The organism is Microbulbifer mixtoriginis (SeqCode), from assembly GCF_052467235.1.
In genome coordinates this window covers 1,416,141-1,439,466 of the sequence record NZ_CP174305.1, presented here as the reverse complement: position 1 = coordinate 1,439,466, position 23,326 = coordinate 1,416,141, and the positions used below count along the sequence as shown (strand labels likewise).

Genomic DNA, 23,326 nt, shown 5'->3' with positions numbered 1-23,326 from the left:
CAGGATCTACTTTAAGTCCCTCTTCGGGTTTTTGAAGCGGGGACTGGCGGTCCTGCCTCGCCACATAGGGGTGCCTACCCGATAGGCCGCTCGCGCAATCATATGCACCCCGATGGGCACAGTGAAGAGCAAAAATAGCAGCGCCGCCACTGCGCGTGCGGTTACTTGGGTATCGTGGAACATTGCGGCTACGCCCCCCAGTAACAGTCCGCAGCACAGGGTGGCGGCTTTGCCCGAAGTGCTCATGCGAGTGTAGAAATCCGGCATTCGTAACAAACCCAAAGCCGCACTAAAACCGAATAGGCTGCCCACTAGCAAAAGGGTAGCAATAAAAACCTCATCGAATACCACTGCCACTTCCCTCTTGCAATACGGTCTTTTTTCCGCTTTTCTCGATAAAGCGGGCGAAGGCGACACTCACCAGGAAGGCTACCAGTGCCAGGGCAATGGCCGCACTCAGATAGGCTGGCTCTCCCGAGGCAATCGCCAACAGAGCGCAATAGGCCACTGCAAGAATATTCAGCACATCGAGGGCTACAACCCGGTCTGCCAGTGTTGGACCGAGAAAAATTCGCATAAAACACATGGCCAGAGCCAGTAATAAAATGAGTGATGAGACATTAATGGCCGCTACGATTAGCGGCGCGTTGATATCAACGATAGTACTGTGCATCAGGAAAACGCCTCCCGCACGCGTTTCTCAAATCCCAGATGAATTTCCTCACGAAAAATATCTGGGTCATCAACGAACATAGTGTGTACCAAAAATTCAGAGTTATCCGGAGTGATTTCCAGAACTACCGTTCCCGGTGTGAGTGATATTAAATTCGCCAGTATAAAAATCTGGGTTTGATCGGTTATTTCTAGAGGTAGCCGCACTACCTGTGGACGACTTTGTAATTTTGGTGAGAACACCTCCAAGACTGCACGTAAACTTGAAAGTACCAGTTCCTGTAGAAAAAAACTGCCTAGGCGGATTAGACGGGGTAGACGCTGGAAGTACTTGGTTCCCTCAGGGATCTTGGGCGAAACCCGCAATGCCAGATAACCGACAAAATAACCAAAACAAAAGTTTGTCAGTGTCGCATTACCGGTCAGGGCCGACCAGCTAATGGCCAATATTAAATTGAGTAAAAATACGCGCATAATCAGTGGTTCCCCGCGTATTGGGTTTCCATTCCCAGTACTGCCTCAATGTAATCACTTGGATTCAACAATTCCCCTGCCGCGGCCAGTGAGTAGTCGATTAAAGGGCCCGGTACCAGCCCGAGCACTAGAGTGATCAGGGCTAGTAATGCCACCGGCAATAGGCGCTGGTAGCGATCCTGCTGGGGAATATTCTTTAAACTCTGACAATAGTCCTTCGGGTGGTCCTTTAAAAAAGCTTCCGCCCAAATTTTGCTCATGGAAAACAGGGTCAGGGCTCCGGTAATTAAGGCCACGGCCACAACCCAGTAAGCGTCTAGATCTAGGCTTGCCTTCAATAGCAATAGTTTGGCCCAGAAACCCGACAACGGTGGAAAACCGGCCAGGCTGAAGGCGGCGATAAAGAAAAAAACAGAAAGCAGTGGACTGGCCCGATAGAGGCCTCCAATCTGGCTTAATTCGTAACTGCCTGTCAGGCGTTTGGCAGTACCACTGATAAGAAATAAATTGGTTTTGGCGACGATATTATGAATGGTATAAAAGATCGCTCCGGCCAATGCCAGTGGCGTATCGAGTGCCAAGCCCAGTACCAAGAAGCCAATCTGGCTGATGATATGGAATGCGAGAATTTTACGAAATTCATAATGTGCAGCTGCGCCCAATACGCCGGTGAGCATGGTCAATAATGCAGTGCCCAGCAAAATAGTGTGGGGGAACTCCAGCTCACTGGGAAAAATAAGAGTGAAGGTGCGGATTAAAGCGTAAACCCCTACCTTTGTAAGTAGGCCGGCAAAAACTGCGGTCACTGTGACAGGTGGTGCATGATAAGAGGCGGGCAGCCAAAAAAATAATGGAAAAATGGCAGCTTTAATACCAAAGGCACAGATAAATAACACCGCCAGAGCAGAAACAGCAGTGGGGTTATCCACAGTGGTTAAAGAGACATGCAGCTGGGCCATGTTCAAGGTGCCTGTTAGCCCATAGGTCATGCCGATAGAGGTCAGCATTAGCAATGTGGAAACTAGGTTAAGTGCTACATATTTAATTCCGCCATCCAGTTGAATACGATCTCCACCAAGCACCAGCAATGCGAAAGAGGCAATCAGCATCACCTCAAACCAGACATACAGGTTGAATAAATCTCCAGTAATAAAACTACCGCAAACTCCAGCCAGTAATAACTGGAAGAAACTATGAAAGCCCAGTTTAACCCGGTATTTCCTGATATCAGAGAGGGAAAAGACCGATACACAGAATCCAACGATACCGCTAATCAGTAGCATAATGGCGCTCAGCCGATCTGCGACTAGAGTGATACCGAATGGCGCAGCCCAATCTCCCATCTGTGCCGCACGGGTGCCGCCTGTTTCCACCAAGTACAGAATGATAAAGGTCACACCGAGTAGAAGTGTGCAGCCAAAGACAGAAATAGCACCACACAGGCTCTTTCGCCCTCGCGCCGGAAAAGTGGCGAGTGCGGTAAGGATTGGTACTAGGAAGGGTAGGGCCAGTAACCAACTCAAGGGGATTTATCCCTCTTGGGCAAAACCGGCTCGGCAATACGCATCGAATCCACATCCAGGGTGCCGAGTACTTTATAGGCCTGAGCAATCAGGGCCAGAGCAAAGGCCAGTAGGCCAAAGCCAATCACAATGGCGGTAAGGATTAATGCCTGAGGCAAGGGGTTGGAAATTGGCCCAGGGGCAACTTCCATGCCTTTTGGAATTAGGGGAGGGGCGGCGCGAGTGACGCGCCCCGCGACAAATATTGCCAAGTTGGCGGCATTGCTAATGAGTATCAGCCCAAAAAGATAATGTAGTAAATTTCTGGCCAACATCAGGTAGACACCGGTAGCGATCAGAATGCCAACAACGAGAGCGAGTGGACCTTCCATCTTAGTTGGACTCCTCCAGGGCAAAAATCAGGGTCAACACAGCGCCGAGCACTGCGAAATAAACCCCGATATCAAAAATCAGTACATTGCTAATAGTGATTCCGCCAGTATTTTTACCACCGGTAATCTGCAGCCACTGTCCTGAGAATGGCGCTTCACCAGAAAAAAGGCCCAGCATTCCGGAAACTGCGGCAATGAGTACACCGCTCGCAGCCAAAGTGCTCGGGGGAATCTTTAGGGCACTCTGTGCGGACTCCATGCCCCAAGCGATGGCAAATAAGGCAAATGCGGAGGCGGCGATCAAGCCAGCAATAAATCCTCCTCCTGGATAATTGTGCCCACGCAGTAACATATAGATAGAGAACAATAGAATCAGAGCTACCAGTACTCGGGTTGCGGTTTGAAGTATCAGGGAATTCATTGCTTACCTCGCCGCAATTGATGGCCTAGCAGAGTGACTGCAGCCACAGCCGCAGTAAAGACCACAATAATTTCTCCAAATGTGTCCAGTGCTCGAAAGTCCACCAAAATGACGTTGACGATATTGCGGCCGTGGGCTTCCGGAACCGATGCTTTCTCAAAAAACTCGGTGGTTGGGCTCTCCAGAGGTGTCTGTAGTACCGCAAGTAAGCTGAAGGTGACCAGTAGACCTAAAACCGCGCCGAGGGTGGCATCTCGTGGGCGGAACAATACCTTGCGACCGGGATTAAATACCGGTAGGCGCGGCAGGATTGCCGCAACCAATACCAGGTAAAGGGTTTCTACTAGTAGTTGGGTAATCGCGACATCCGGTGCGCCAAGAAATAAGTAGATCAGGGCAATTCCCACTCCTAGGGCTCCCAGGGCACAGATGGCAATAAGTGGCTTGCGCGCCGAGCCCGCCATATAGGCCCCTCCCACGGTCAATAACAGGGCGGCCCATTCCTTTAGGTTGAGACGTGGCCAAGCGTATTCCATAGGAAATTGTCCACTGCGTATCAGGGCATAAGCGAGGGCCAGGGACACAGTGACAAAAATTACTGTTAGGTAACGCCGCATAATACCGTTTTGTAGTATACGGGTTTGTAGTGCGGCAAAGGCTTTGAGTAAATCCAGAGATTTATCCCACAACTGATCGGCATTGGTGGGCGCATATTTGAAATCCCAGGCCAACCAAGCACGCATGCGTCGTAAGCCCAGATACATGGTGACTCCTAAAACAAAAGTGAGAATACTCATCAGCAGGGGAATATTAATGCCGTGCCATAACTTAAGCTTGATGGTCTCTGGGATTCCCAGAATTGCGCTCAGTGCCGGTTCTACCAAGCCGCCACCAACAAGATCTGGCGCCATACCGAAAGTAAGGCCCAAGCCACTTAAAATTAACGGGCTAATCCACATGCCCAGTGGTGCTTCTTGAACATTGGATATATGTTGCGGCTTTTTTTTCCAGAACGGTTTGATCGCCACCATTCCCGCTACGGTTACCGTGACGGCATTGACAAAAACCGCCACTGTGGCAACCAGCGCCGGTTCTGAGGCCACTGCTAAAGCGCCTTCATATTTAAGCTCTTTGCCGATAAATCCTAAAAAAGGTGGAAACCCGGCCATGGAGAGAGCCGCCGCTGAAGCCGCAATCACAGTAATATGCATTGAGTGACCGAGTCCGCCCAGTTTGTTGAGATTGCGTGTGCCGGCCTGTTTGTCGATAATGCCCACCACCATAAACAGCGCCGCTTTGTAGAAAGAGTGCACGATAAGAAAGGTAATGGCAGCGGCCACAGCCGCCGAGGCATCGGAGCCCAGGAACATGGTCAGGGTACCTAGCGCAATCAGGGTGGTATACGCCAGGGCCAACTTCAGATCGGTTTGTCGCAGCGCCGCCAAGGCCGCTACCGCTGCCGTAGCGGCACCCGTACAAGTCAAAATCCATTCCCAATACTCGGTATGTGCTAACACTGGATGCATACGCGCGAGCAAGTAAATACCAGCTTTTACCATGGTGGCGGAGTGAAGATAGGCACTTACTGGAGTAGGGGCGGCCATAGCATTGGGCAGCCAGAAATGAAAGGGTAGCTGTGCAGACTTACAAAAGGCGCCTATTAATATCAGTATTAAGATCGGTAAATAAAGAGGGCTTGCTCGTACAGTTTCACCGGTAGCCAATACCTGGACTAAATCGAAACTCTCTGCCAGAGAGGCGAGTAGTAGTAACCCAACGAGTAGGCACAACCCACCTAGTGTGGTGACCAGCAAGGCTTGTAAAGCAGAGCGACGTGCAATGGCGCTGGTGTTGTTATAGCTAATTAGTAGATAGCTGGAAATGGTTGTTATTTCCCAAAAAACAAATAGGGTAATTAAGTCTCCCGCCAGAACCAAACCCAGCATCCCCACCATAAAAAGGTAGAGGTAAAAGTAAAATCGGCGCAAATCAATGTCGCCGCGCATATAAGCGGCAGCATAGATGGTAACAAAAATTCCAATGCCACTAATTAACAGGGCAAAAAGGAAACTCAGGCCATCGACATAAAAACGCAGGTCAATTCCCAGTGCTTCAACCCAGGTAACGCCAAAGGAGAATTCCTTACCGGCTGAAATATCCGGCATATGCACCATTAAGATAATGGTGAAAATAGTCGGAAGCACAGGTGAGAGTAGGGATATCCATCTCCCTGGCGTAGCCTGATCGATTTTGCGACCTTCCGTGTCGCCCACTGCGCCCATCAATACATCCCCGATTGCCTCGATCTATTTTAGGAGGGAATTGGCAATAGAGCTGGCGCGGAATCTTAGTATCGAGATTATTATGTTCCTGTCGATTGGAATGCTTTGCAATTGGCACGTATCGAGTTGAATGGAAATTGCGACTAGCTGCTTCTATATATGCTTTTCAGATGAGCCTTTTAAAAAGTAATTTTCAATCAGATAGTTGGAAATAATTCTTATTAGAATTGTTTAAAAGCCTGGAGAGGGTATCCGTCAATTACAGAATCTAAGGTATTTAGGGGGGCAGGTTGAATATCTCGGTGAGTGCCGGTTTATTCGACTAAGAAATTTATCTTACCTAGAGTCAGGTGTTCTTCTGAGGGTATGACTTTGCGCCATATTGCATAAATAGAAGTAGGGTAATAATTTGATGGTGGAATACCTGCTATCGAGGGAGTCTCTGACAAATTGCGTAATACCTCTGCAGGCCCTGAATTCAGCGGATGTAGCCTTTAAAGCCTGCTCTTCGGGGCTTTCAGAGCGATTCACACTTTGTTTTGTGTCTTCTTGAAATATCTAGACTCACCTGTGAAGCCGCGTCTTGATTGAGAGCCGCTTTGAAAGCTAGAGGCATCACAGAATTATTTAGTGCCTCCCTGGGTAGTTGGGCAAGATAACAACTTCACTAATCTCATAAATATTATGGTTGAAGGATGCAACTATGGATCGGTCACTTAACGAACATCCTGAGCTAAAGATTCTAGATCAAGATTTATTTGAGTTGGTGCGTGGGGTGGAAATTCTTGCGGCAATTGAGCCAAGAAATTTTCGGGCAATGAAAGAAGAGTTTTTCTCGAAGAAGTTTTCCATTAATCCTCAGTTTGTATACCGTGAACAAAAAATGGATATATTTCAGCGCAAACGGCTGCTTTATGCCCTTCCAGTCGAATCCCTGCCAGATGAGGATCTGACTCAGCTATATAGCGATATCATCGAATCTTATGTCGATAAATTGGATCAGTTTCGCTCTGTGGGAACGGATGATTTTGTTTATAACTCCTTGCGTTACTTTGGAGAGCCCACAGATAAGGATGTAAATAATGCCAATTTTATTCTGCACTTGCCTGATGATTTGGAATCTAGTGATGATCGGTTTCTGAATGCTAATGAGATGATGCAGTATCTCAGTGACTTCGCTAATAGACAGGGCTATAGCTACGATATTTTCATCGATGATCATATGATTGCCAATGCTTTGGTGGCTGGTAGTACGATTAAAATCAACTCCCATGCCAATATTTCGGAAACTGAGGTATCTGCGTTGGCTCACCATGAGCTGGGGGTTCACCTGGTCACCACTCTTAACGCCCGTAGCCAGACGCTAAAAATTCTAGAGTTGGGTTGCCCGGTCAATACAACTACTCAGGAAGGCTTGGCGATTCTGTGTGAGTACCTGGCTGGATACCTCACTCTGCCAAGACTAAAAGTATTGGCCTTGCGGGTGGTTGCGGTGCAATCCATGTTACAAGAGAGGGATTTTAAACGTACTTTTATCCTGCTCAAAGAAAAATATCAGGTGGAGGAAAATCTAGCCTTTACGATTACTACCAGAGTCTATCGAGGTGGCGGCTTCACCAAGGATTATCTTTATCTACAAGGTTTTCATCAGATGTTAAATGCCATGGAAAACTGTAAGAATTTTAATAACCTTATGACTGGTAAGGTTTCAGTAGAATATCTGCCTCTTGTTTCTCGGTTGATTGCTAAAGGCTATCTGCATGCACCACATTTTATCAGCCCTGCGATAAAAGAACCGCAGTCTATTGATCCCGTTAAACGGTTTATTGCCCATGCGATTAAATAATTTTTTTAGAGAGTCTTACCTAAATTCAGTTGGCTGGTAGGTCAAACCACAGGGCCGTGATGCTATTCTTTATCGCTTTCAGTTGTAGTTGTTTCTTGAATAAACCCAGGCCGTCCCCTGAGGCCAGTATAGATTTATCATTTACACTGGCCTCACCTTCAATGACATGTAAGTAGCCGGGCCGCTCATGGGTTTGTATTGTAATGCTTTCTCCGGTATTTAATTGCAAACGGTATAGACTGGTATCCTGATGTATGGAGAGTGTGTTTCCGCTTCCATCGGGGGTGATAAGCGCAGTCAGCTTATCCCGTTGTGGGATTGACTGCTGTTCGTAACTGGGTTTTATGCCTCGGCGATTCGGTTCAATCCAGATTTGCAAAAATTTAAGCTGCTCCGTTTGTGAGTGGTTGTATTCCGAGTGAGTGATGCCGGTTCCCGCACTCATCCTCTGAATCTCTCCAGCTGATACGACCAAACGGTTACCCTCACTGTCTCTATGTTCAATCGCACCCTGCAAAATGTAGGATATAATCTCCATATTCCGATGGCCATGAGTATCAAATCCTGCACCAGGTATAACAGTGTCATCATTGATAACACGCAGTACAGAAAACCCCATATGATTAGGATCGTAATAATGCCCAAAAGAAAAGCTATGTCTACTGTCTAGCCAGCCAAAACGGGCTCTACCACGTACTTGTGAGGGTCTGTAATAATACATAACCTGATCCCTATTAATAAGATTGGTTGTGATGATAGGGCTATGATAGATAATGGTTACGAAAACAAATATTGGATAAAAACGGATAAGTAATTCGCCTTAATCGAATGAATGGCCTCCAACTTAACATTCGTCTATCCCGTCTTTCCATGCTAAAAAAGAGAAAGCGATAAAGAAATATGGATCTATGGAGAAGAAAGGAAGCAGGAAAAAATGAAGAATAAGCACTATTACTCAGAGGCTGGCATCTCCAGGGTTAGTAGGCGCAGTTCTCCAATAAATTCCCGAGCCACAGGTCCAAGCTTATCCTGGTCTTTGAAGTTTATATAAAAACTGGTGGAACGTGTCCCACCTTTTTTTAAGCGAAGCAGCTTCAGAGTCCCATCATTGAGTGAGTCAGCCACCAGTGGCATAGGCAGCCAGGCAAACCCCATGCCCTGGGTGATTAAATCTAGAGATGCACGCAAACTACCTACTTTCCAGCGTTGCTCTGCTCCCAGCCAGCCGGAATCCCGGTTTGTTTGAATCGCCGAATCCCGCACAATAATCTGCCGATAGGATTTTAGATCTTCAAATGTCAACTCACGGTCAAACTGGAGTAGTGGATGTGCATTGTGAGCCACGGCCACAAATTTGATACGGCAGATTTCATCGTTGAGGCTGTCATCCATGGTAAAGGCCGAAAGGCCCAGGTCTACGAGTCCTTCCTGAATTAATTCGTTGGTACCGGATAAAACAGTATCCACAATATCAATATTGACCTGAGGGTAGATTCCAGATACTTTCTCTAAAGCCTGGAAGACTACCTTCTGTGGAAAGGCTCCATCCACCGCAATGCGTAACTCCGATTCCACCCCTTCACTCAGGCTATCGGCAATAGCCTCAATACGAGATACCTCTTCCAGTAGGAACTTGCCACGACGCAGCATTAATCGACCAGCTTCAGTAAGTACTACCTTACGCCCCGATACTTCAAACAGCTTAACACCGAGTGCGGCTTCCAAGTTCGTTACCGCATGGTGAATACTGGATTGGCTCTTGTGAACCACCGAGGCTGCCTGATTAAAACCGCCAGCATCTACAACGGCCTTGAACATCCGCCATTGCTCAAGGGTAGTCTTTTGCATGAGTTTTCCCTCTCCTGAGAGCCATTTCAGAAAGGCTACTTTATTCCTTGACTACACAGAATGATAGTGAAAATTATAGGCGGTACTCCTGTGAAGATTTTAAAGTAGTTATTTCTCCGGCTTGGTAAGGCGCTATGAAAGAGAAAAAAGTCGGTATCTCCTTGTGTTGTATCTTTACACTTGTTGTCCAGGGGAGGAGAGAATGAGCGAATTAGCGGTTTTGTTTTTGAATGCATCAAAGCCAGTCGGATGAAAAGCAAGATAAGCTCTGATTCGAGTATGGTATTGCTCGTGTCACTTTTGAAACAGATATAGAGAAAAGTTGAATACTCTGCTATTGATATTGAAAAAATTTGTTGCTTTACCGTATTGGTCTTGGCTAAATCTCAACGTCTTATATTCTCTGGCATATTAATCTTTGTATTCCGTACATGGAAAATCTCGAAATTAGCTTGCTCAGTAATTAACTCTGTGAGTTGTAAACTATTGTGACGTGGTTTATCTGCAAACAGACTCACGCTTTAAGACCCCAAAGTAAAAAGGAGGCCGCGTTGCGGCCACTGTAAGGATATGTGGATAAGTGTGCAGTAACGGCTTTTTGGGCTAGGCTTAACCCCGATTGTGAGGGTTGGTGTAATCGATATCTGGTCCCACTGGAACTATCTGAGTTGGATTGATCATTGTGTGACTAAAGTAGTAATGCCGCTTGATATGGTGAAAGTTCACGGTCTCTGCAACTCCGGGCCACTGGTATAGTTCGCGTACATAATTGCTGAGGTTGGGGTAATCCTCAAGGCGTTGACGATTACACTTGAAGTGTCCGTGATAGACGGAATCAAAGCGTATTAGGGTAGTAAATAACCGCCAGTCGGCCTCAGTGATTTTTTCTCCTACTAGATAGCGCTTTTGACCTAAAATATTCTCTACCCGATCCAGGGCATCAAATAAATTTGTATAGGCTTCTTTATAAGCTTCCTGAGTGGTGGCAAAACCGCTTCGGTATACGCCGTTGTTGATATTTTCGTATACTAGTTCATTGATGGTATCAATTTCTGTTTGTTTTTCCTCAGGGAAAAAGTTCTGCGTATCCCGGCTAATTTCATTAAATGCTTGATTAAACATACGGATAATTTCTGAAGATTCATTGCTGACAATACAATTTTGCAGCTTATCCCAAAGTACTGGCACAGTAACGCGACCAGTGTAATCAGCTTTATTACGTGTATATAACTGATGCAAGAACTGATAGCCAAATAGCGAATCACCACTGCTGCCCTCATCGGTATTAAAACTCCAACCATGTTCAAGCATATCCGGGCTGACTACAGAAACACTGATGTGCTCCTCCAGTTTTTTTAACTTGCGGAAAATTAAGGTTCGATGAGCCCAGGGGCAAGCCAGAGATACATATAAATGGTAACGCCCGGATTCCGCCTTAAAGCCACCTCTACCACTGGGGCCTGCGCTGCCATCACGGGTAATCCAATTGCGCAGTTGAGCAGCTTCTCGCTTAAACGATCCGCTGGAATCTTTGGTGTCATACCACTGGTCTTTCCAGTGGCCGTTGACTAATAGTCCCATGTTTCTCTCCTGAATCAGTGTTTGTGCTAATCGGCCCTGAGGTAGCTAGGGCGAGATAAAAGTATGTTGGCTAAATTATCAAATGGTATTTTTACGCTTATCGATGCTTAAGCGCCCGGCGCCATGAGCGGCCAGTACCAGGAAGCCGCCAGCCATGGCCAGGTTTTTAAAGAACATCAAAAATTGCATCTGATCGGCTAAGTTATGGTGATACAAGGCCGCGGTTAGCAGGCTGAATGCCGCAAATGCCAGGGCGGCAAGGCGAACATGGAAGCCGACGATCAATGCCAGGGCTCCGCCAATCTCAAATAAGATTACCAGTGGCAGAAGGAATTCTGGCAGGCCGCCCATAGCCAAGTACTGGGCGCTGCCCTCATAGTTCTGAAGCTTATTCACTCCCGCTAGTATAAAGATTGCTGCCAGGCCGATACGCCCACTGAGGTCGGCGATGTCTGCAAACAGATTCGAGTTTGTACTTGTCTGGGATGTGGATAAAGTAGAAGTGGTCATAGGGATGCTCCTCAAAATGTGAATAAGTGGATAACACTGGGTTTTGGCTAAGTAGTCGATGTCTTTAAGGAGCAGTTTAGTGATATTTAATAGAATGAAAATTGGTATAAATGGGCTTATTCATTCTAATAAATAGAAAGAGGGGGCTGTGATGTACTGAACACCTCAGAAGTGGTAGCCGATACCCAGGGAGTAAACAAATGGGTCTATATCCACATTCACCCGAATGTGAGAGCTATCATCAGCTCCAGAGTGAAAATGGATCTTTGCCTTGGTATCAATATCCAGATACCAAATAGCCGCGTTAAACAACCAGCGGCTCTCCCTGCCAAAGGCGACATCTATACCAACCTCCCCGGCAAGTCCCCAGGAGTTGTCCAGCTTGAGTCTTGCCCGTGATTCAGCTCCGAGAACTGTCTCAAAGTAGTTCTGGGCTACACGGTTGATATGCTCGCTGAAAAAATGGGTGTAATTTACTCCAACACCAATGTATGGCTGCACCCAGGATTCTGTGCATACCGGGTACCACTGCAACGTGAGGGTAGGAGGTAGGTGTTTGATATCCCCCAGGCGAACCCTGCTCAGAGGTTCCCCGGTATTCGGGTCTGGCAGGCCACTCACCTTAAGGTCGTGCTTGAATGGCAGTGCAGCCAAAAGCTCCAGCCCCCAGTGATTGGCGAATAACCAGGTGCCTGTAAAGCTCACGGAGTAACCAGTATCCACGTAAACTCGTGTATCAGGCAGTATGGTGCCATTTAGGCGCAGATTGTCGGAATCGTCGTTGGGAGCTACTGCAGCGGCGCCAACACGAATTATAAAGTCTCCTTTTTTATACTCTGCCAAAGCTTGGCTACTAAAGAGTAAGGCGGCAAAAAGCGTTATTGCCAACTGAAGCCGTTTCATTTCTTGCTTCCCTGCGCATTTTATCGAAATGGAGTTACGCATTCAGTGTAGTTGGTCGGCAAATTGGCGGTTGGGGTAACGCGTTCTTTGATGTGATAAGACGTCTTTAGCAGGAATATATAGATGGGATCTGTGCCAAGCCTTTGTAAGTATTGCTTCAAAAGATAGAGCATATGGAGTTCTTGTATAACCCCACACAAATCATAACTAATTTAACAACTGTAAATAGTAATGGGCCTAAAAAGGCCCATTACATTTTTGAGATAAGCTGATCAGTATTTTTGGTATTTTCAATTTCTGGGGGTCAGAAATTTCTGATACTGGAATGCAGCCCCCAGCATGCACAGCCCCACCAACATACAGACCACAATCTTTTGTATCAGGGAAAAGTCCTGCATATCCCACAGTACAATTTTTAGTGCAGCAATGCCGAACAACATGAGTGAGAGCTTCAGTAACTTTTTGGTATCAGGTTTTAGGGTTTGGAATAGTAGCAGTGTTGCATGCACCACCAAGGCAAATGATATTGCCGGTAGCCACATGGTTTCCAGCACTTGGGCCAGCAGAGCAATATAAGCTGGGATGGTTGTAAGGTGTAGCACCCACAGGTTAAACATCCTGCGACCGGGCCATACGGCTCTATTGGCGAAAAAGCGCTGATAAACCAGCAGCGAAGCAATTCCCAGGGCGACCAGGTTATACAGTCCCAACATTGGCGCCTTAGCGGAATTGGCAATGACCGCTGCAACTTGTAACAAGGTAATAAACTCAAACAGGCGCAGACTTAGCATATAAAGCGGGGTCAACTGGTTTCGCAGTGGCGCTAATTGGGGTTTAAAAATATACAGACCGGTGAAGTACAGCTGGCATAGTAAAAGTGCCAGTGCAAAGTCACGGCTTAGCGCGTAGCTAATAATAAGTAGCGTTGCCGCAAGATAGTAAAAGGCCAATGGAAAGAGTGGCTTAAGTGCCCGGTGCAGGGCCAACCGCCAATCCTGGCCGACCGGCTTCCGCCGCAATCCCAGGCCGATCCACAACAGTGCAGCCATTGATACCAGCCCCAACAGCAACCCACTCAAGGCAAACCCTTGCCAGTTGGCGAACTCCTGCAGGGCACAACTGATTATTGCTACAAAGCTTGCCCCTGCGATTAAGATGCGCAGTTCCTGTTTCAATACCTCCAGCTTCAGGCGTGTATAAAGTGCCAGGGCGATAGCGCCAGACAGCCAAACGGCGATGGGGAAGTAGTCGTTGGCCTTATAAAGTATTGTTGGTAGGAAAAATATTGGCACCAGAGCGTAAAACAGCTTGCGCAAATTGAGTGCCAGAGAGAAGCCAGTGGATTGCATATCCAGGTGTTTATACAGAGCCGCAATCATCCACAAGCTAAGGAAAGCCTCTACACTAGCGATCTTTCCATAAGGTATTTGATCGTAGAAATGCAAGTTACCCACAATCGATGCACTCGCCAGTAGTGGGATAAACAGCAGTAAGTAATGGCTGAGTCCAAACCATTCACTAAATGCTGAGCCAGTGCGCTTGCCGTGCCAGATTAAAAAGCCCATCGGTAGCAAGGCAAGCAGCCACATACCCTGGGGCCAAAGGATGCCAACAGATAGCAGAAAGCTTGCGGATAAAAACACCACAAAAGCGTTATCTGCGAAAGAGGTTAAATGGTGCTCTCTAGGAGTAATCCGATCTGCGCAGTGCTGCAACAGTCGGGTTAATGCAAAGGCAGCCGCACAGAGCGCCAACCAGTTACCCCAACCAGCATCTGCGCTTAATGACAGCAACATTGGTGCGGGAACAACGCCACCAGCTACCCAGGTCAGAGCTTGCCACAGCATGGTAACGCCAGCTGCAGATAGGGCGATGTACCCCTCGCTTCTTACACTGATAAAACCAAAACGGGCACCGAGAAAAATCAGCAACAATCCCTCTAGACACCAGACAATCCCCAATAAAGCGGGACTGCACAACGCAAGGATCGCCAAGCCTGCCAGTAATCCACCGTGTAGCAGAGCCATATTCTGTACAACACGGGCGGAAATGCTGGTGGCGTTGTAGCCAAACAGCCAGCGTGAATAAATAGCCAGTGCTATCCAGGGTAGAAGGTTCAGTAACCACACAACACCCAGCGCGTTGCTGCTGGGTGCCAGGGACCAGCAGATGTGGATAAACAGCACCAGATTTGCGGCAATAATAATCAGGCGCCTTCGCTCCAGCCCTTTGGACTCTATCAATTCAGCGCTTAGTCCTCGCAGAGCGTAGTGGGCAAAACCATAAAAGAAGCCGTGTAGTATTAGTAATGGCCCCCAGGTAGATGTAGCCTCATCCAGATTTGAGACGGAAAACTCCAGCATGCCTGCGCTCAGTACCATGGTTACGATCGCAAGCTGTGGCCAGCGTATTTGCCTGGACAAATGCAGCATCGCCATGGCGAGAGCCAATAAATAGCTGAGATAAACAAGTGCGGAAGGATCAAAATGATTCGCCACCAAAGGCATGGTGGCGCCGCCCAGCAGTGTGACCATGGATACCACGCGTGTCTCAAACAATAAAGCCAGTAAGTAAGAGAGCCCCGTTGTCACCACCAACAGGCCGACCCCAACAGCAATAGGTACTAATTGATAGTAGGGCCCGGCAAAGTACCCGCAGAGGTAGAGAAGAATCACCCCAAGCGCTATCAGCCCAGAGCCGTAGTCCGCCATATGGGGCATACGCCGGCTGAAAGTCACACCGCCAAGAGTTGTGGCTGCTGCGACAACAAAGCCCAGGGTAACCTTACCGGCGGGGCCCAAATAGTTATTGAAAGAGAACTGCAGCAAGTAAGCAAAGCCAAAGACCAGTGCCAGTATGCCGGCAGCGGTCATAAAGAATACCGGGGCCTTACCCTGGCGCTGGTAATGGCGATAAAAGTTTGCAAGGGGCTCCCACACGCGATTCAGTGGTTCTAGAGCTGGTGCCACTAGGCTAGCTAATTCCTCCTGCAACCAGGGTGTGACTACTGATACTTTTCTGTTTTCTTGTGGAATTGATTTGGATTCAGCAGACGCGGTTGTAAGGGGTATGTTTGCTGGCTGGGTTGGCTCAATGGTTTGCCGGGACTCCGAGGGGGAGCCCATAAGTAGGGCTAAATCATCCTCTAATCCAATAGTGTTTTCTGACAAGGCATCTTTGTTTTCTGTATTGCCTCGCTTGAGTTGTGCCTCAAGGGCGGAGAGTCGCCTTTCGAAGGTCTCCAGCCGACGCCGGTTGTCACGTTCCAGTAGGGCTAGTTCAGCCCGGAGCGACAGCAGTTCACTTTCCATAACTTGCTCTTATCGTTTTGGTCGAGACTATCCCGTGTCTGTTTTTACAACAAGTCCCGGGGGAGCCTCTGAAAACCCTGTAGGCGGGTCTTGAAGACTACAGCTGCCTTGCAAAGGGCTATGGCCATTCGCTGCAAGCTGTGCCTAACACCTGCAGTTTTCAAAATCTGCAGAGATATTACGGAGTTATTCAGGGGCTCCCTAGTGAACTGTACGGGTTTAATCGATCATTTTTCCATCGTCTTTCTTTAATGTACCTGAGTAGCCAAAGATAAGGCCCAGCAATGGCAAGGAGATTTTTATTTCAAATTGGTAGAGCCCATTCACAACGGCTTTTCCAGCGGAAACCCTGGGCCTGAATATTGTTGGAATAGGAATACGAAAAAGTGACACAGATTGCTGTATCCATTGCCAGTTGCCACCCTCTGTTGAGACCCCTAGCTGTATTTTGACCGGGCCAGTGGATTCCACCCAGTAACCACCTTGTTGGTAGGTCTTTACTGGCTGGAACTCTGAGGTAACAGTATGGGTTCTGGCAAAAGTGCGGGACCAAGTCAGTTTTTCTGGGGAGTGATGGATGTCTACAGAAAAAGGCACTTTGCCAGCTGTCGTTGGAGCCCCTAGCTTGTGCGCCATTCGCCGACCAATCCAGCCGGCGACGCCGGAACCAAAACGGATATCCACTTCCCCATACAGCTTGGCACCTTGCGTATGCAGGTGCTGCAAAAGTGGATTCAATTCACTAAAACTAGGCCCAAACCAGTTGATGACAGCAGTATTCACTGGTTAATACTTAAAGAAATCACTAGAACTCTTTTGTTTTCTGCAGTGTTCAAGCTTTAGGGCGAACCACGGCTCGCATTGCGCAGTAAATGGTTTTATCACCATCCTTAACCAGCACTTCAGAAGACTCAGAAATCACCTGGGATACAACGAGGTCTGAAACACTAACCACCTCCATTAGCTCTTCCTTGCAGCCTGCAATATTGGCGGCATTAGAAATGGCAGAATCGTAACTGGTTTTGTGGGAGAAACCTCTCTCTTCCTCACCGCGGCGGCTGCGTTGAATACTTTGATAAGCCTCTTTGCCCGCATCCACGGTATCGCCAATAACACGGCCCGGTTTGACTTCGAGTTGCATGCAGGAAGCGGTGGCAAGAGTAATGGCTATAAGGGCAAAAAGTTTGTTCATTTTTCGATCTGAATCCATTTGACATTGAATACTGACGTAGAGCTTTGAGACACGCTTGTTACGGTCGCAAAAATTACCCGCGGGATCTTATAGGGATATTGTCAGCAATCAAGTGACTTAGTGGGTAGATAGGCCCAACAGATGGTTAAGAACAGCCAGTCAATAAGTGAAGCCTGAGATTTGTCACAGTTCTCAGATTTTCCGGAACAGGTGAGGTTGCTTATATTCAAAGCTACCGGGTGTAAGAAATTTACTAGCTAGTACGACAAATCTAGGTAAGCAGCCAAACTTGCCTATTTATTGAAATTTTCAACCCTTCACTTGGGATATTACTAGCATGAAAGTATTTCACCGCACCCTGTTCTTAGCTATCTTACTGCTCTCTATGCCCTTCGCATCAGCCGGAGAGCCCTTCTCCGAAGAGCGCTTCAAAGAGCTGCAAGCTGCCAAGCAACCCGTATTGATTGATGTACGGGCTGACTGGTGCCCTACCTGTAAGAAGCAGGGCATAATTCTTGCGCAGTTCCAGGAAGATAACCCCCAGTGCGGCCTCACAATCCTTAATGTGAACTTCGACAAGCAAAAAGAGTGGGTAAAGCATTTCCGTGCGCCCAGGCAGTCAACTCTGCTGCTCTATCGTGGGGACAAGCAGGTGTGGTTCAGTGTTGCTGAAACACGCGCTGATGTTATTCGCCAGAATATCTTTAACTCAGTTAAGGCCTGCGGCGAAAATGCTTGAAGTCAGCGCCATCCCCCTGGCCTTGATTGCGGGCACACTTAGTATTCTCTCCCCCTGTGTTTGGCCACTGGTGCCAATGGTGGTTGGTGCCTCCAGCAGCGCTGGGCGCTGGGGGCCTTATGCGCTCGCCATTGGGCTCAGCTTGTCATTTGCCCTGGCTGGAACTGTGCTCAGTTTCTTGTTGGTCTCTTTAGGGCTGGACCCAGAGCTATTTCGCTATATTGCTGCAATCCTGCTTGTGGCCGTTGCCCTTATTCTGCTGATTAAACCCCTTTCCGACTGGGTGACCCTGCGTTTGTCGAAAGTTACCGCTGGGGCGAGCATTACTGGTGATGGCGCCTGGGCCGGGCAGTTTGGTATCGGCTTTCTCACAGGAATCATCTGGTTGCCCTGCGTAGGTCCCACGCTAGGTGCAGCAATCGCGCTTGCTTCCATGGGCCAGCAATTAGGCCAGTCATTTATGGTGATGTTTTCTTTTGGGCTTGGTACCGGCGCTGCGCTACTGGTGGCAGGCGGGCTATCACGGAAAATTTATAGCCGCTTATCACCATCAGTTGGTACTTTTGCTGTTGGCGGTAAAGTAGCACTTGGTACCATACTTTTGTTGCTTGGGATTATGGTGTTGAGTGGCTTTGATAAAGTCCTGGAAACCTGGGCTTTGAACTGGATTCCTGAGTGGACTTTTAGTTTTTAATAATCATCTCAAAATAAATCACTATTTAGTCGAGGTGTCAAAGCGTCTAATAGTTATTTTAGTGTCTAGAAAAACACTGAAAATCACCTCAGGAATCCAAGAAGTTTTACTAGTAAATTTAAAGCCCCAGTAACCTTCAATTACTGGGGCTTTTTTATGTCCTGTTAAGGAACTATTAAAAATTATGGCTGGTAAGAAGGGTAATCGGTATAGCCCTCATCGGTACCGCCATACATAGTTTCTGGGTCAACCTGATTGAGCGGCCAATCATTGCGAATACGTGAGGGAAGATCCGGATTGGCAATGAAAGGGCGGCCAAAACCAAAGATATCTCCGTTACCCGCCTGCAGCACCCGCAAAGCCTTCTCTGGGGAATACTTGCCGGCATACATGATGCGCCCGTCAAAGATCTCTCGTACTTCCTGGTAGAAATTCTCAGGTAAATCCGGTGCGTTCTCCCAATCCGCTTCTGCTAGTGATAGATAGGCAATTCCCGCCTCGTTCAACAGTTTGATAGCTTCGATATAGGTTGTGTGTGGGTCACTCTCCACCAGGCCAAGATAAACACGGTCTTCATCGGTACTTTCAAACAGCGGAGCAAATCGAACGCCGAGTCGATCATTGCCTACCTCTGCTGATACCGCTACAACAATCTCTTTGAGGAAACGCAGTCGGTTCTCCAGGCTACCGCCATACTCGTCATCGCGTTGGTTGGTATGCTCAGAAATAAACTGGTTTACAAGATAACCATTGGCACAATGCAGCTCAACGCCGTCAAAGCCTGCTTCCAAAGCATTGCGTGCTGCCTGGGCATAGAGTTGCACCAGTTCTTTAACTTCTTCTGTTGTCAGTGCACGAGGCTCACTGGGTTCAGCCAAAGCACCTTGCCCTGGCCCTGTCTCAATAAATACCTTTACCGCATCTGCTCGGATTGCAGACGGCGCAACGGGCGCTGCATTGCTGGGCTGTAATGAAGTGTGAGATACTCGCCCCACATGCCAAAGCTGCGCAAAAATAATACCGCCTTGATCGTGTACGGCTTTGGTCACTTTTTTCCAGCCTTCTATCTGGTCCTGTGAATAAATTCCGGGAGTCCAGGCATAACCCTGGCCGCGGGGCTCAATTTGCGTGCCCTCTGTAACCATAAAGCCTGCACCGGCACGCTGAGCGTAGTAGTTGGCCATTAAGTCATTAGCGATGTTGCCAGGTTGTGAACTACGCGACCGGGTAAGCGGCGGCAGCACAATGCGGTTTTTCAGGGTGTAAGGGCCCAGGTTGATTTCACTGAATAGTGCTTCGTTTTTCATAACTACTTTCCTGCTAAAAGCTTATTACAGTGAGGCTTAAAAAAGACCGTAGGGCTTTTCATTAAGACTGATAAAGATATTCTTCTTCTGCGTGTAGGCATCAATCATCGATTTATGGGTTTCACGCCCAATACCTGATTTCTTGTAACCGCCGAACGGTGCATGGGCAGGGAGTTCGTGATAGGTATTCACCCACATGCGGCCAGTTTCCACGGCTCGTGCAACACGCAGCGCACGGTTTATATCCTGAGTCCAAACAGCGCCAGCCAAGCCATAATCGGATTGGTTGGCCATCGCTATAACTTCCTCCTCAGAGGAGAATGGAATCACTACCACCACAGGGCCAAAGATTTCCTCCTGAGCCACTTTCATAGCGTTGTCGGCATGGGTAATAATTGTCGGCTCAATATAAAAACCCTGTTCTAATCCCGGCTTTTGTAATCGCTTACCTCCAGTCAGGATTTTTGCACCTTCCTCTTTGGCGACATCTATGTAGCCAAGAATACGGTTCATTTGCGCTTCACTGATCTGGCTACCCATCTGTGTGTTGGGATCCATCGGATCGCCGACATTCACGGCTTCAAACCTGGCTTTTAGTTCCGTAGTAAAACGCTCAACAATATCTTCGTGCACAAAAAGACGGGCACCAGACTCACAGACTTGTCCCTGGTTCAGCAGGATAGACAGGGCTCCGCCCTCCAGTGCTTTTTCCCAGTTTGTGTCGGGGAATACGATATTGGCTGACTTGCCACCCAGCTCCAATGTAGCTGGTACCAATTTATCAGCCGCAGCTTTGGCCACGTTATAGCCGATGCCGGTAGACCCGGTGAAGGCCAGCTTCGCGACTTTAGGGTGATCCAGTAAAGCCTGGCCCGCTTCTGGGCCTACGCCGGTGACAACGTTCACCACACCATCTGGTAATACTTCTTTGAAAATCTTGGTCAGCTCCAGCAGGGTGGATGAAGTCATCTCGGATGGCTTAATCACTACGGTGTTACCGGTTGCGATAGCGGGTGCAATCTTCCAGGCGGCCATCAGCAGAGGGTAGTTCCATGGGATTACCTGACCGACTACACCCATTGGCTCGCTGAATACCAAGCTCATGGTTTGATCATCAATCATCACCGCTTCGTCGCTGTGAGAGCGGATAACCCCTGCAAAGTAGCGAAAGTGGTCTATGGCCAGTGGGATATCAATATTTGAAGTTTCGCGAATTGGCTTGCCGGTTTCCAATGCCTCAAGGTGGGCGAAGAATGCTTTCTTTTCTGAAAGCATGTCTGCAATTTTGAGCAGTGCATCCTGTCGTTCAATAGCGGAGGTAAGTTTCCAGGTGGGAAACGCCTTTTCTGCCGCAATGACAGCAGCATCGACATCACTTGAATCGGCCAACGGTATGCGAGTCAGTAATTCGCCTGTAGCAGGATTGAGGCTGTCCATCGTACGCCCCGAGTTGCTATTAACCCATTCACCACCAATAAATAATTTATAAGATTCCTGAGGAGCAAAGCGCTTAGTGGGTCGGCTCATATCTATCTCCAGATAATTAGAAGAGTAACTACTTGGGCTATTAAATAGCCCCAGCCAGATGTGGCTGTGCCTTACGATGGTGGGAATAATAGATAGGCAAAGATACAATTAGAAACAACTACTCTTTGTCCTGGTTACAAATATGAATGGTATAAGTCGGTTAGACCTGAAACAGCTACGTATATTGGAAGCGCTACTGCAAGAGAGAAACCTATCGCGGGTAGCGGAAAAGGTAGGGTTAACTCAGCAAGCAATCAGTGAACAGCTGCGTAAGTTGAGGGAAGTATTTGATGACCGTCTGTTCATTAGGCAAGGTAACGGCATGGTGCCCACTCCTATTGCCGAACAACTGGGCGGTAGGATCAGCAGTATTTTAAAGGATGTAGAGTCACTGCTGACCCCAATAGCTTTTGACCCGGCAACCTATAAGGGGGTTTTTAGCATTAGCGCCACAGACTATGCGATTCAATCGGTACTACCCCAACTACTAGAGGTTGTCCGTAAATCTGCCCCAGAGCTTAAAGTTATCGTCAGGGATTTTGAAACAGATAACCTAAATCAATTAATGGTTGCCGGCGAGATCGATCTAGCGCTCACTTTCCCTGATTTCATCCCGGATGACCTGCCTTACAAACTGTTATTTGAAGAGCAACATGTCTGTATTGCAGGAAAAAAATCTCCTCTAAAGGGCAGATCATTAACTTTGCCTGACGTAGCCGAGCTTCCACAATTGATTATTTCGCCTTCTCGCCCGAACTTGAGAGGGTCTCACGATGAATGGTTTGCTATGCAAGGACTAAAGCGCAATATCGTAATGTCAGTACCTTGCTTTTCAGCCGCACCAGATATTATTGCTGCCACTGATACAATTGCTTTTTACCCTTCAAGATTGCTGCCCAATAAGAAAGTGATTCCTCTCAATTTGGATACACAAACCCCAAAATTTGAAGTCATTGCAGCATGGCACAGCCGATCTAATCACGGCCAGCTCCATATGTGGGTAGTTGATCAGCTTATGAGATTATTTAAAAGTGAGATTTCACAATAAGTGGCAATATTCTGGAATTATCGATTCCAGGATAAGGTGTCGATTTCTCGTCTTAGTGAGCAGCTCTCCGGAATGAAGAGCTGCTCACTGTAGTAGTAAATCAAAGCTTTGAACTCTCAGTTGGCTCAAGCAATTTCTCTATAGTTATGCGTGGGACTGGTTATAAATCGTTACTCGCTTTTCTATATGGCCACTCTCAAACAGAATTATTTGATTCCTTAAGCTCCGCCTGACACTCTTCGATCTTCTTGTTTTGGCCAATCAAACTGCGGCGTTTGAACCAGAAAATTATGGCACCTAATGGGAATCCTGCGGTAAGAATTAGTGGAGCATGCTCACTTGCGGATACCGCTCCGCCTCCAAAAAGCTGGAAGCTGAGGAGCTTTATTTGGTAAGCCCTAGTGGTCCAGTTAAGCTTGATTGCCCCGACACTAAATAGGATAAATAGTATCCATAACCATTTGCGCTTTTGTAGTGGTGTTCTAATACAGACTACTAGCGTTATAAGGATAAATATTGGGGAAATAATGGTCATCGCCAGCACTAAATAGTGTAAATGGGATTTGTCGGATAAGGTGAAACGGTTCAATTCCTTTTGTGATGCCAGTGTTTTATAAACATTAAGCCCTATAATGGTAGTCTTTCCCTCCGATCGCTTAATTGCTGCATTTGCCAAGGCCCAGCCACCTTCAAAGTGATACTCGAAGATGAAATTTCCAATCCAAGTGTCATTGGTGGCTTGTGCTTCTGAACCAATTAGCTCAGTGGAAAGCAGGTTCCCCTCTGGAAGGTGGCTGAGCATTTTTTCAAGTAATTCAGGTGTGAGTTCATCAGCCAGCTCTGGATCGACAAGACTTATCACATAGTCGGAATCCTTTTGCATAAATCTGCCAATATAATTTTGGGCGAAGTTTGCATCTTCCTGTGATATCAAGCTGTTCTCCGAAAGCTCGGCAGAGGTCAGTTGAGAATAGATTAATATGGTGAATACGAGGAGTTTCAGAATGCACTTCATTGTTACTTCTTAATAGTACGAGGGTTATAAACTAATGGTTGTCGCCAAATGGTAAATTCCTA

Annotated in this window: 22 protein-coding genes; 4 read left to right on the top strand and 18 right to left on the bottom strand. The window is 47.5% G+C overall.

Going from position 1 to position 23,326, the window contains the following annotated elements; genetic code table 11:
• Nucleotides 1–6: 6 nt before the first annotated feature.
• The 7 genes from mnhG to mbhE are packed head-to-tail and all read right to left on the bottom strand — an operon-like array spanning nt 7 to nt 5,743.
• Nucleotides 7–357 (bottom strand): monovalent cation/H(+) antiporter subunit G, encoded by a 351-nt coding sequence (gene mnhG / locus ACJJIO_RS06435; protein WP_444910496.1) that lies wholly within the window; start codon nt 355–357, stop codon nt 7–9.
• Nucleotides 338–673 carry a cation:proton antiporter gene (locus tag ACJJIO_RS06430; RefSeq protein ID WP_444910495.1) on the bottom strand — a complete coding sequence of 112 codons (336 nt, stop codon included), beginning with the start codon at nt 671–673 and terminating at the stop codon, nt 338–340. The genes mnhG and ACJJIO_RS06430 overlap by 20 nt, the downstream gene beginning before the upstream one ends.
• Nucleotides 673–1,146 (bottom strand): Na+/H+ antiporter subunit E, encoded by a 474-nt coding sequence (locus ACJJIO_RS06425; RefSeq protein ID WP_252083285.1) that lies wholly within the window; start codon nt 1,144–1,146, stop codon nt 673–675. The genes ACJJIO_RS06430 and ACJJIO_RS06425 overlap by 1 nt, the downstream gene beginning before the upstream one ends.
• 2 nt (nt 1,147–1,148) lie before the next feature.
• Complete coding sequence (locus tag ACJJIO_RS06420; RefSeq protein ID WP_444910494.1) at nt 1,149–2,669, bottom strand: Na+/H+ antiporter subunit D; 1,521 nt, start codon at nt 2,667–2,669, stop codon at nt 1,149–1,151.
• Nucleotides 2,666–3,040 (bottom strand): Na+/H+ antiporter subunit C, encoded by a 375-nt coding sequence (locus tag ACJJIO_RS06415; RefSeq protein WP_252083283.1) that lies wholly within the window; start codon nt 3,038–3,040, stop codon nt 2,666–2,668. The genes ACJJIO_RS06420 and ACJJIO_RS06415 overlap by 4 nt, the downstream gene beginning before the upstream one ends.
• Nucleotide 3,041: 1 nt before the next feature.
• Nucleotides 3,042–3,461: a Na+/H+ antiporter subunit B gene (locus tag ACJJIO_RS06410; RefSeq protein WP_252083282.1), complete on the bottom strand. Its 420-nt coding sequence runs from the start codon at nt 3,459–3,461 to the stop codon at nt 3,042–3,044.
• Nucleotides 3,458–5,743 (bottom strand): hydrogen gas-evolving membrane-bound hydrogenase subunit E, encoded by a 2,286-nt coding sequence (gene mbhE / locus ACJJIO_RS06405; protein WP_444910493.1) that lies wholly within the window; start codon nt 5,741–5,743, stop codon nt 3,458–3,460. Before mbhE ends, ACJJIO_RS06410 begins: the two co-directional genes overlap by 4 nt.
• Nucleotides 5,744–6,431: 688 nt before the next feature.
• Between mbhE and ACJJIO_RS06400 the strand changes: the two genes are divergently transcribed.
• Nucleotides 6,432–7,589 (top strand): flavohemoglobin expression-modulating QEGLA motif protein, encoded by a 1,158-nt coding sequence (locus ACJJIO_RS06400; protein ID WP_444910492.1) that lies wholly within the window; start codon nt 6,432–6,434, stop codon nt 7,587–7,589.
• Nucleotides 7,590–7,614: 25 nt separating this feature from the next.
• Here the strand turns inward: ACJJIO_RS06400 and ACJJIO_RS06395 are convergent, their stop codons facing one another.
• The 8 genes from ACJJIO_RS06395 to ACJJIO_RS06360 all read right to left on the bottom strand — a co-directional run bounded on the left by ACJJIO_RS06395 (nt 7,615) and on the right by ACJJIO_RS06360 (nt 16,934).
• Nucleotides 7,615–8,310 (bottom strand): pirin family protein, encoded by a 696-nt coding sequence (locus ACJJIO_RS06395; RefSeq protein ID WP_444910491.1) that lies wholly within the window; start codon nt 8,308–8,310, stop codon nt 7,615–7,617.
• A 230-nt stretch (nt 8,311–8,540) separates the two neighbouring features.
• Nucleotides 8,541–9,437: a LysR family transcriptional regulator gene (locus ACJJIO_RS06390; protein ID WP_252083278.1), complete on the bottom strand. Its 897-nt coding sequence runs from the start codon at nt 9,435–9,437 to the stop codon at nt 8,541–8,543.
• Nucleotides 9,438–10,046: 609 nt separating this feature from the next.
• Nucleotides 10,047–11,018, bottom strand: a complete 972-nt coding sequence (locus ACJJIO_RS06385; protein WP_444910490.1) for a glutathione S-transferase family protein — start codon at nt 11,016–11,018, stop codon at nt 10,047–10,049.
• Nucleotides 11,019–11,096: 78 nt separating this feature from the next.
• A complete protein-coding gene (locus ACJJIO_RS06380; RefSeq protein WP_444910489.1) occupies nt 11,097–11,528 on the bottom strand; it encodes a DoxX family protein in 432 nt (143 codons plus the stop codon).
• A gap of 165 nt (nt 11,529–11,693) precedes the next feature.
• A complete protein-coding gene (locus tag ACJJIO_RS06375) occupies nt 11,694–12,431 on the bottom strand; it encodes an OmpW/AlkL family protein (RefSeq protein WP_444910488.1) in 738 nt (245 codons plus the stop codon).
• A 290-nt stretch (nt 12,432–12,721) separates the two neighbouring features.
• The gene (locus ACJJIO_RS06370; RefSeq protein WP_444910487.1) at nt 12,722–15,742 is read right to left on the bottom strand and encodes a DUF2339 domain-containing protein; all 3,021 of its coding nucleotides are present in this window, start codon (nt 15,740–15,742) and stop codon (nt 12,722–12,724) included.
• A gap of 219 nt (nt 15,743–15,961) precedes the next feature.
• Entirely contained in the window at nt 15,962–16,525 is a 564-nt protein-coding gene (locus ACJJIO_RS06365; protein ID WP_444910486.1) for a DUF4166 domain-containing protein, read from the bottom strand.
• A 49-nt stretch (nt 16,526–16,574) separates the two neighbouring features.
• Nucleotides 16,575–16,934, bottom strand: a complete 360-nt coding sequence (locus ACJJIO_RS06360; protein ID WP_252083269.1) for a hypothetical protein — start codon at nt 16,932–16,934, stop codon at nt 16,575–16,577.
• A 337-nt stretch (nt 16,935–17,271) separates the two neighbouring features.
• On the opposite strand from ACJJIO_RS06360, the gene ACJJIO_RS06355 reads away from it, so the two are divergent.
• Nucleotides 17,272–17,673, top strand: coding sequence for a thioredoxin family protein (locus tag ACJJIO_RS06355; protein ID WP_252083268.1), 402 nt, complete (start codon nt 17,272–17,274; stop codon nt 17,671–17,673).
• Complete coding sequence (locus ACJJIO_RS06350) at nt 17,666–18,367, top strand: cytochrome c biogenesis CcdA family protein (protein ID WP_444910485.1); 702 nt, start codon at nt 17,666–17,668, stop codon at nt 18,365–18,367. Before ACJJIO_RS06355 ends, ACJJIO_RS06350 begins: the two co-directional genes overlap by 8 nt.
• Before the next feature lie 182 nt (nt 18,368–18,549).
• On the opposite strand, the gene ACJJIO_RS06345 is transcribed toward ACJJIO_RS06350, so the two are convergent.
• Nucleotides 18,550–19,674 carry an alkene reductase gene (locus ACJJIO_RS06345; RefSeq protein ID WP_444910484.1) on the bottom strand — a complete coding sequence of 375 codons (1,125 nt, stop codon included), beginning with the start codon at nt 19,672–19,674 and terminating at the stop codon, nt 18,550–18,552.
• 36 nt (nt 19,675–19,710) lie between these two features.
• On the bottom strand, nt 19,711–21,201 hold the full coding sequence (locus ACJJIO_RS06340; RefSeq protein WP_444910483.1) for an aldehyde dehydrogenase family protein: 1,491 nt from the start codon (nt 21,199–21,201) through the stop codon (nt 19,711–19,713).
• 142 nt (nt 21,202–21,343) lie between these two features.
• On the opposite strand from ACJJIO_RS06340, the gene ACJJIO_RS06335 reads away from it, so the two are divergent.
• Complete coding sequence (locus ACJJIO_RS06335) at nt 21,344–22,249, top strand: LysR family transcriptional regulator (RefSeq protein WP_444910482.1); 906 nt, start codon at nt 21,344–21,346, stop codon at nt 22,247–22,249.
• 196 nt (nt 22,250–22,445) lie between these two features.
• Here the strand turns inward: ACJJIO_RS06335 and ACJJIO_RS06330 are convergent, their stop codons facing one another.
• The gene (locus ACJJIO_RS06330) at nt 22,446–23,264 is read right to left on the bottom strand and encodes a hypothetical protein (protein WP_444910481.1); all 819 of its coding nucleotides are present in this window, start codon (nt 23,262–23,264) and stop codon (nt 22,446–22,448) included.
• Between the last annotated feature and the right edge of the window lie 62 nt (nt 23,265–23,326).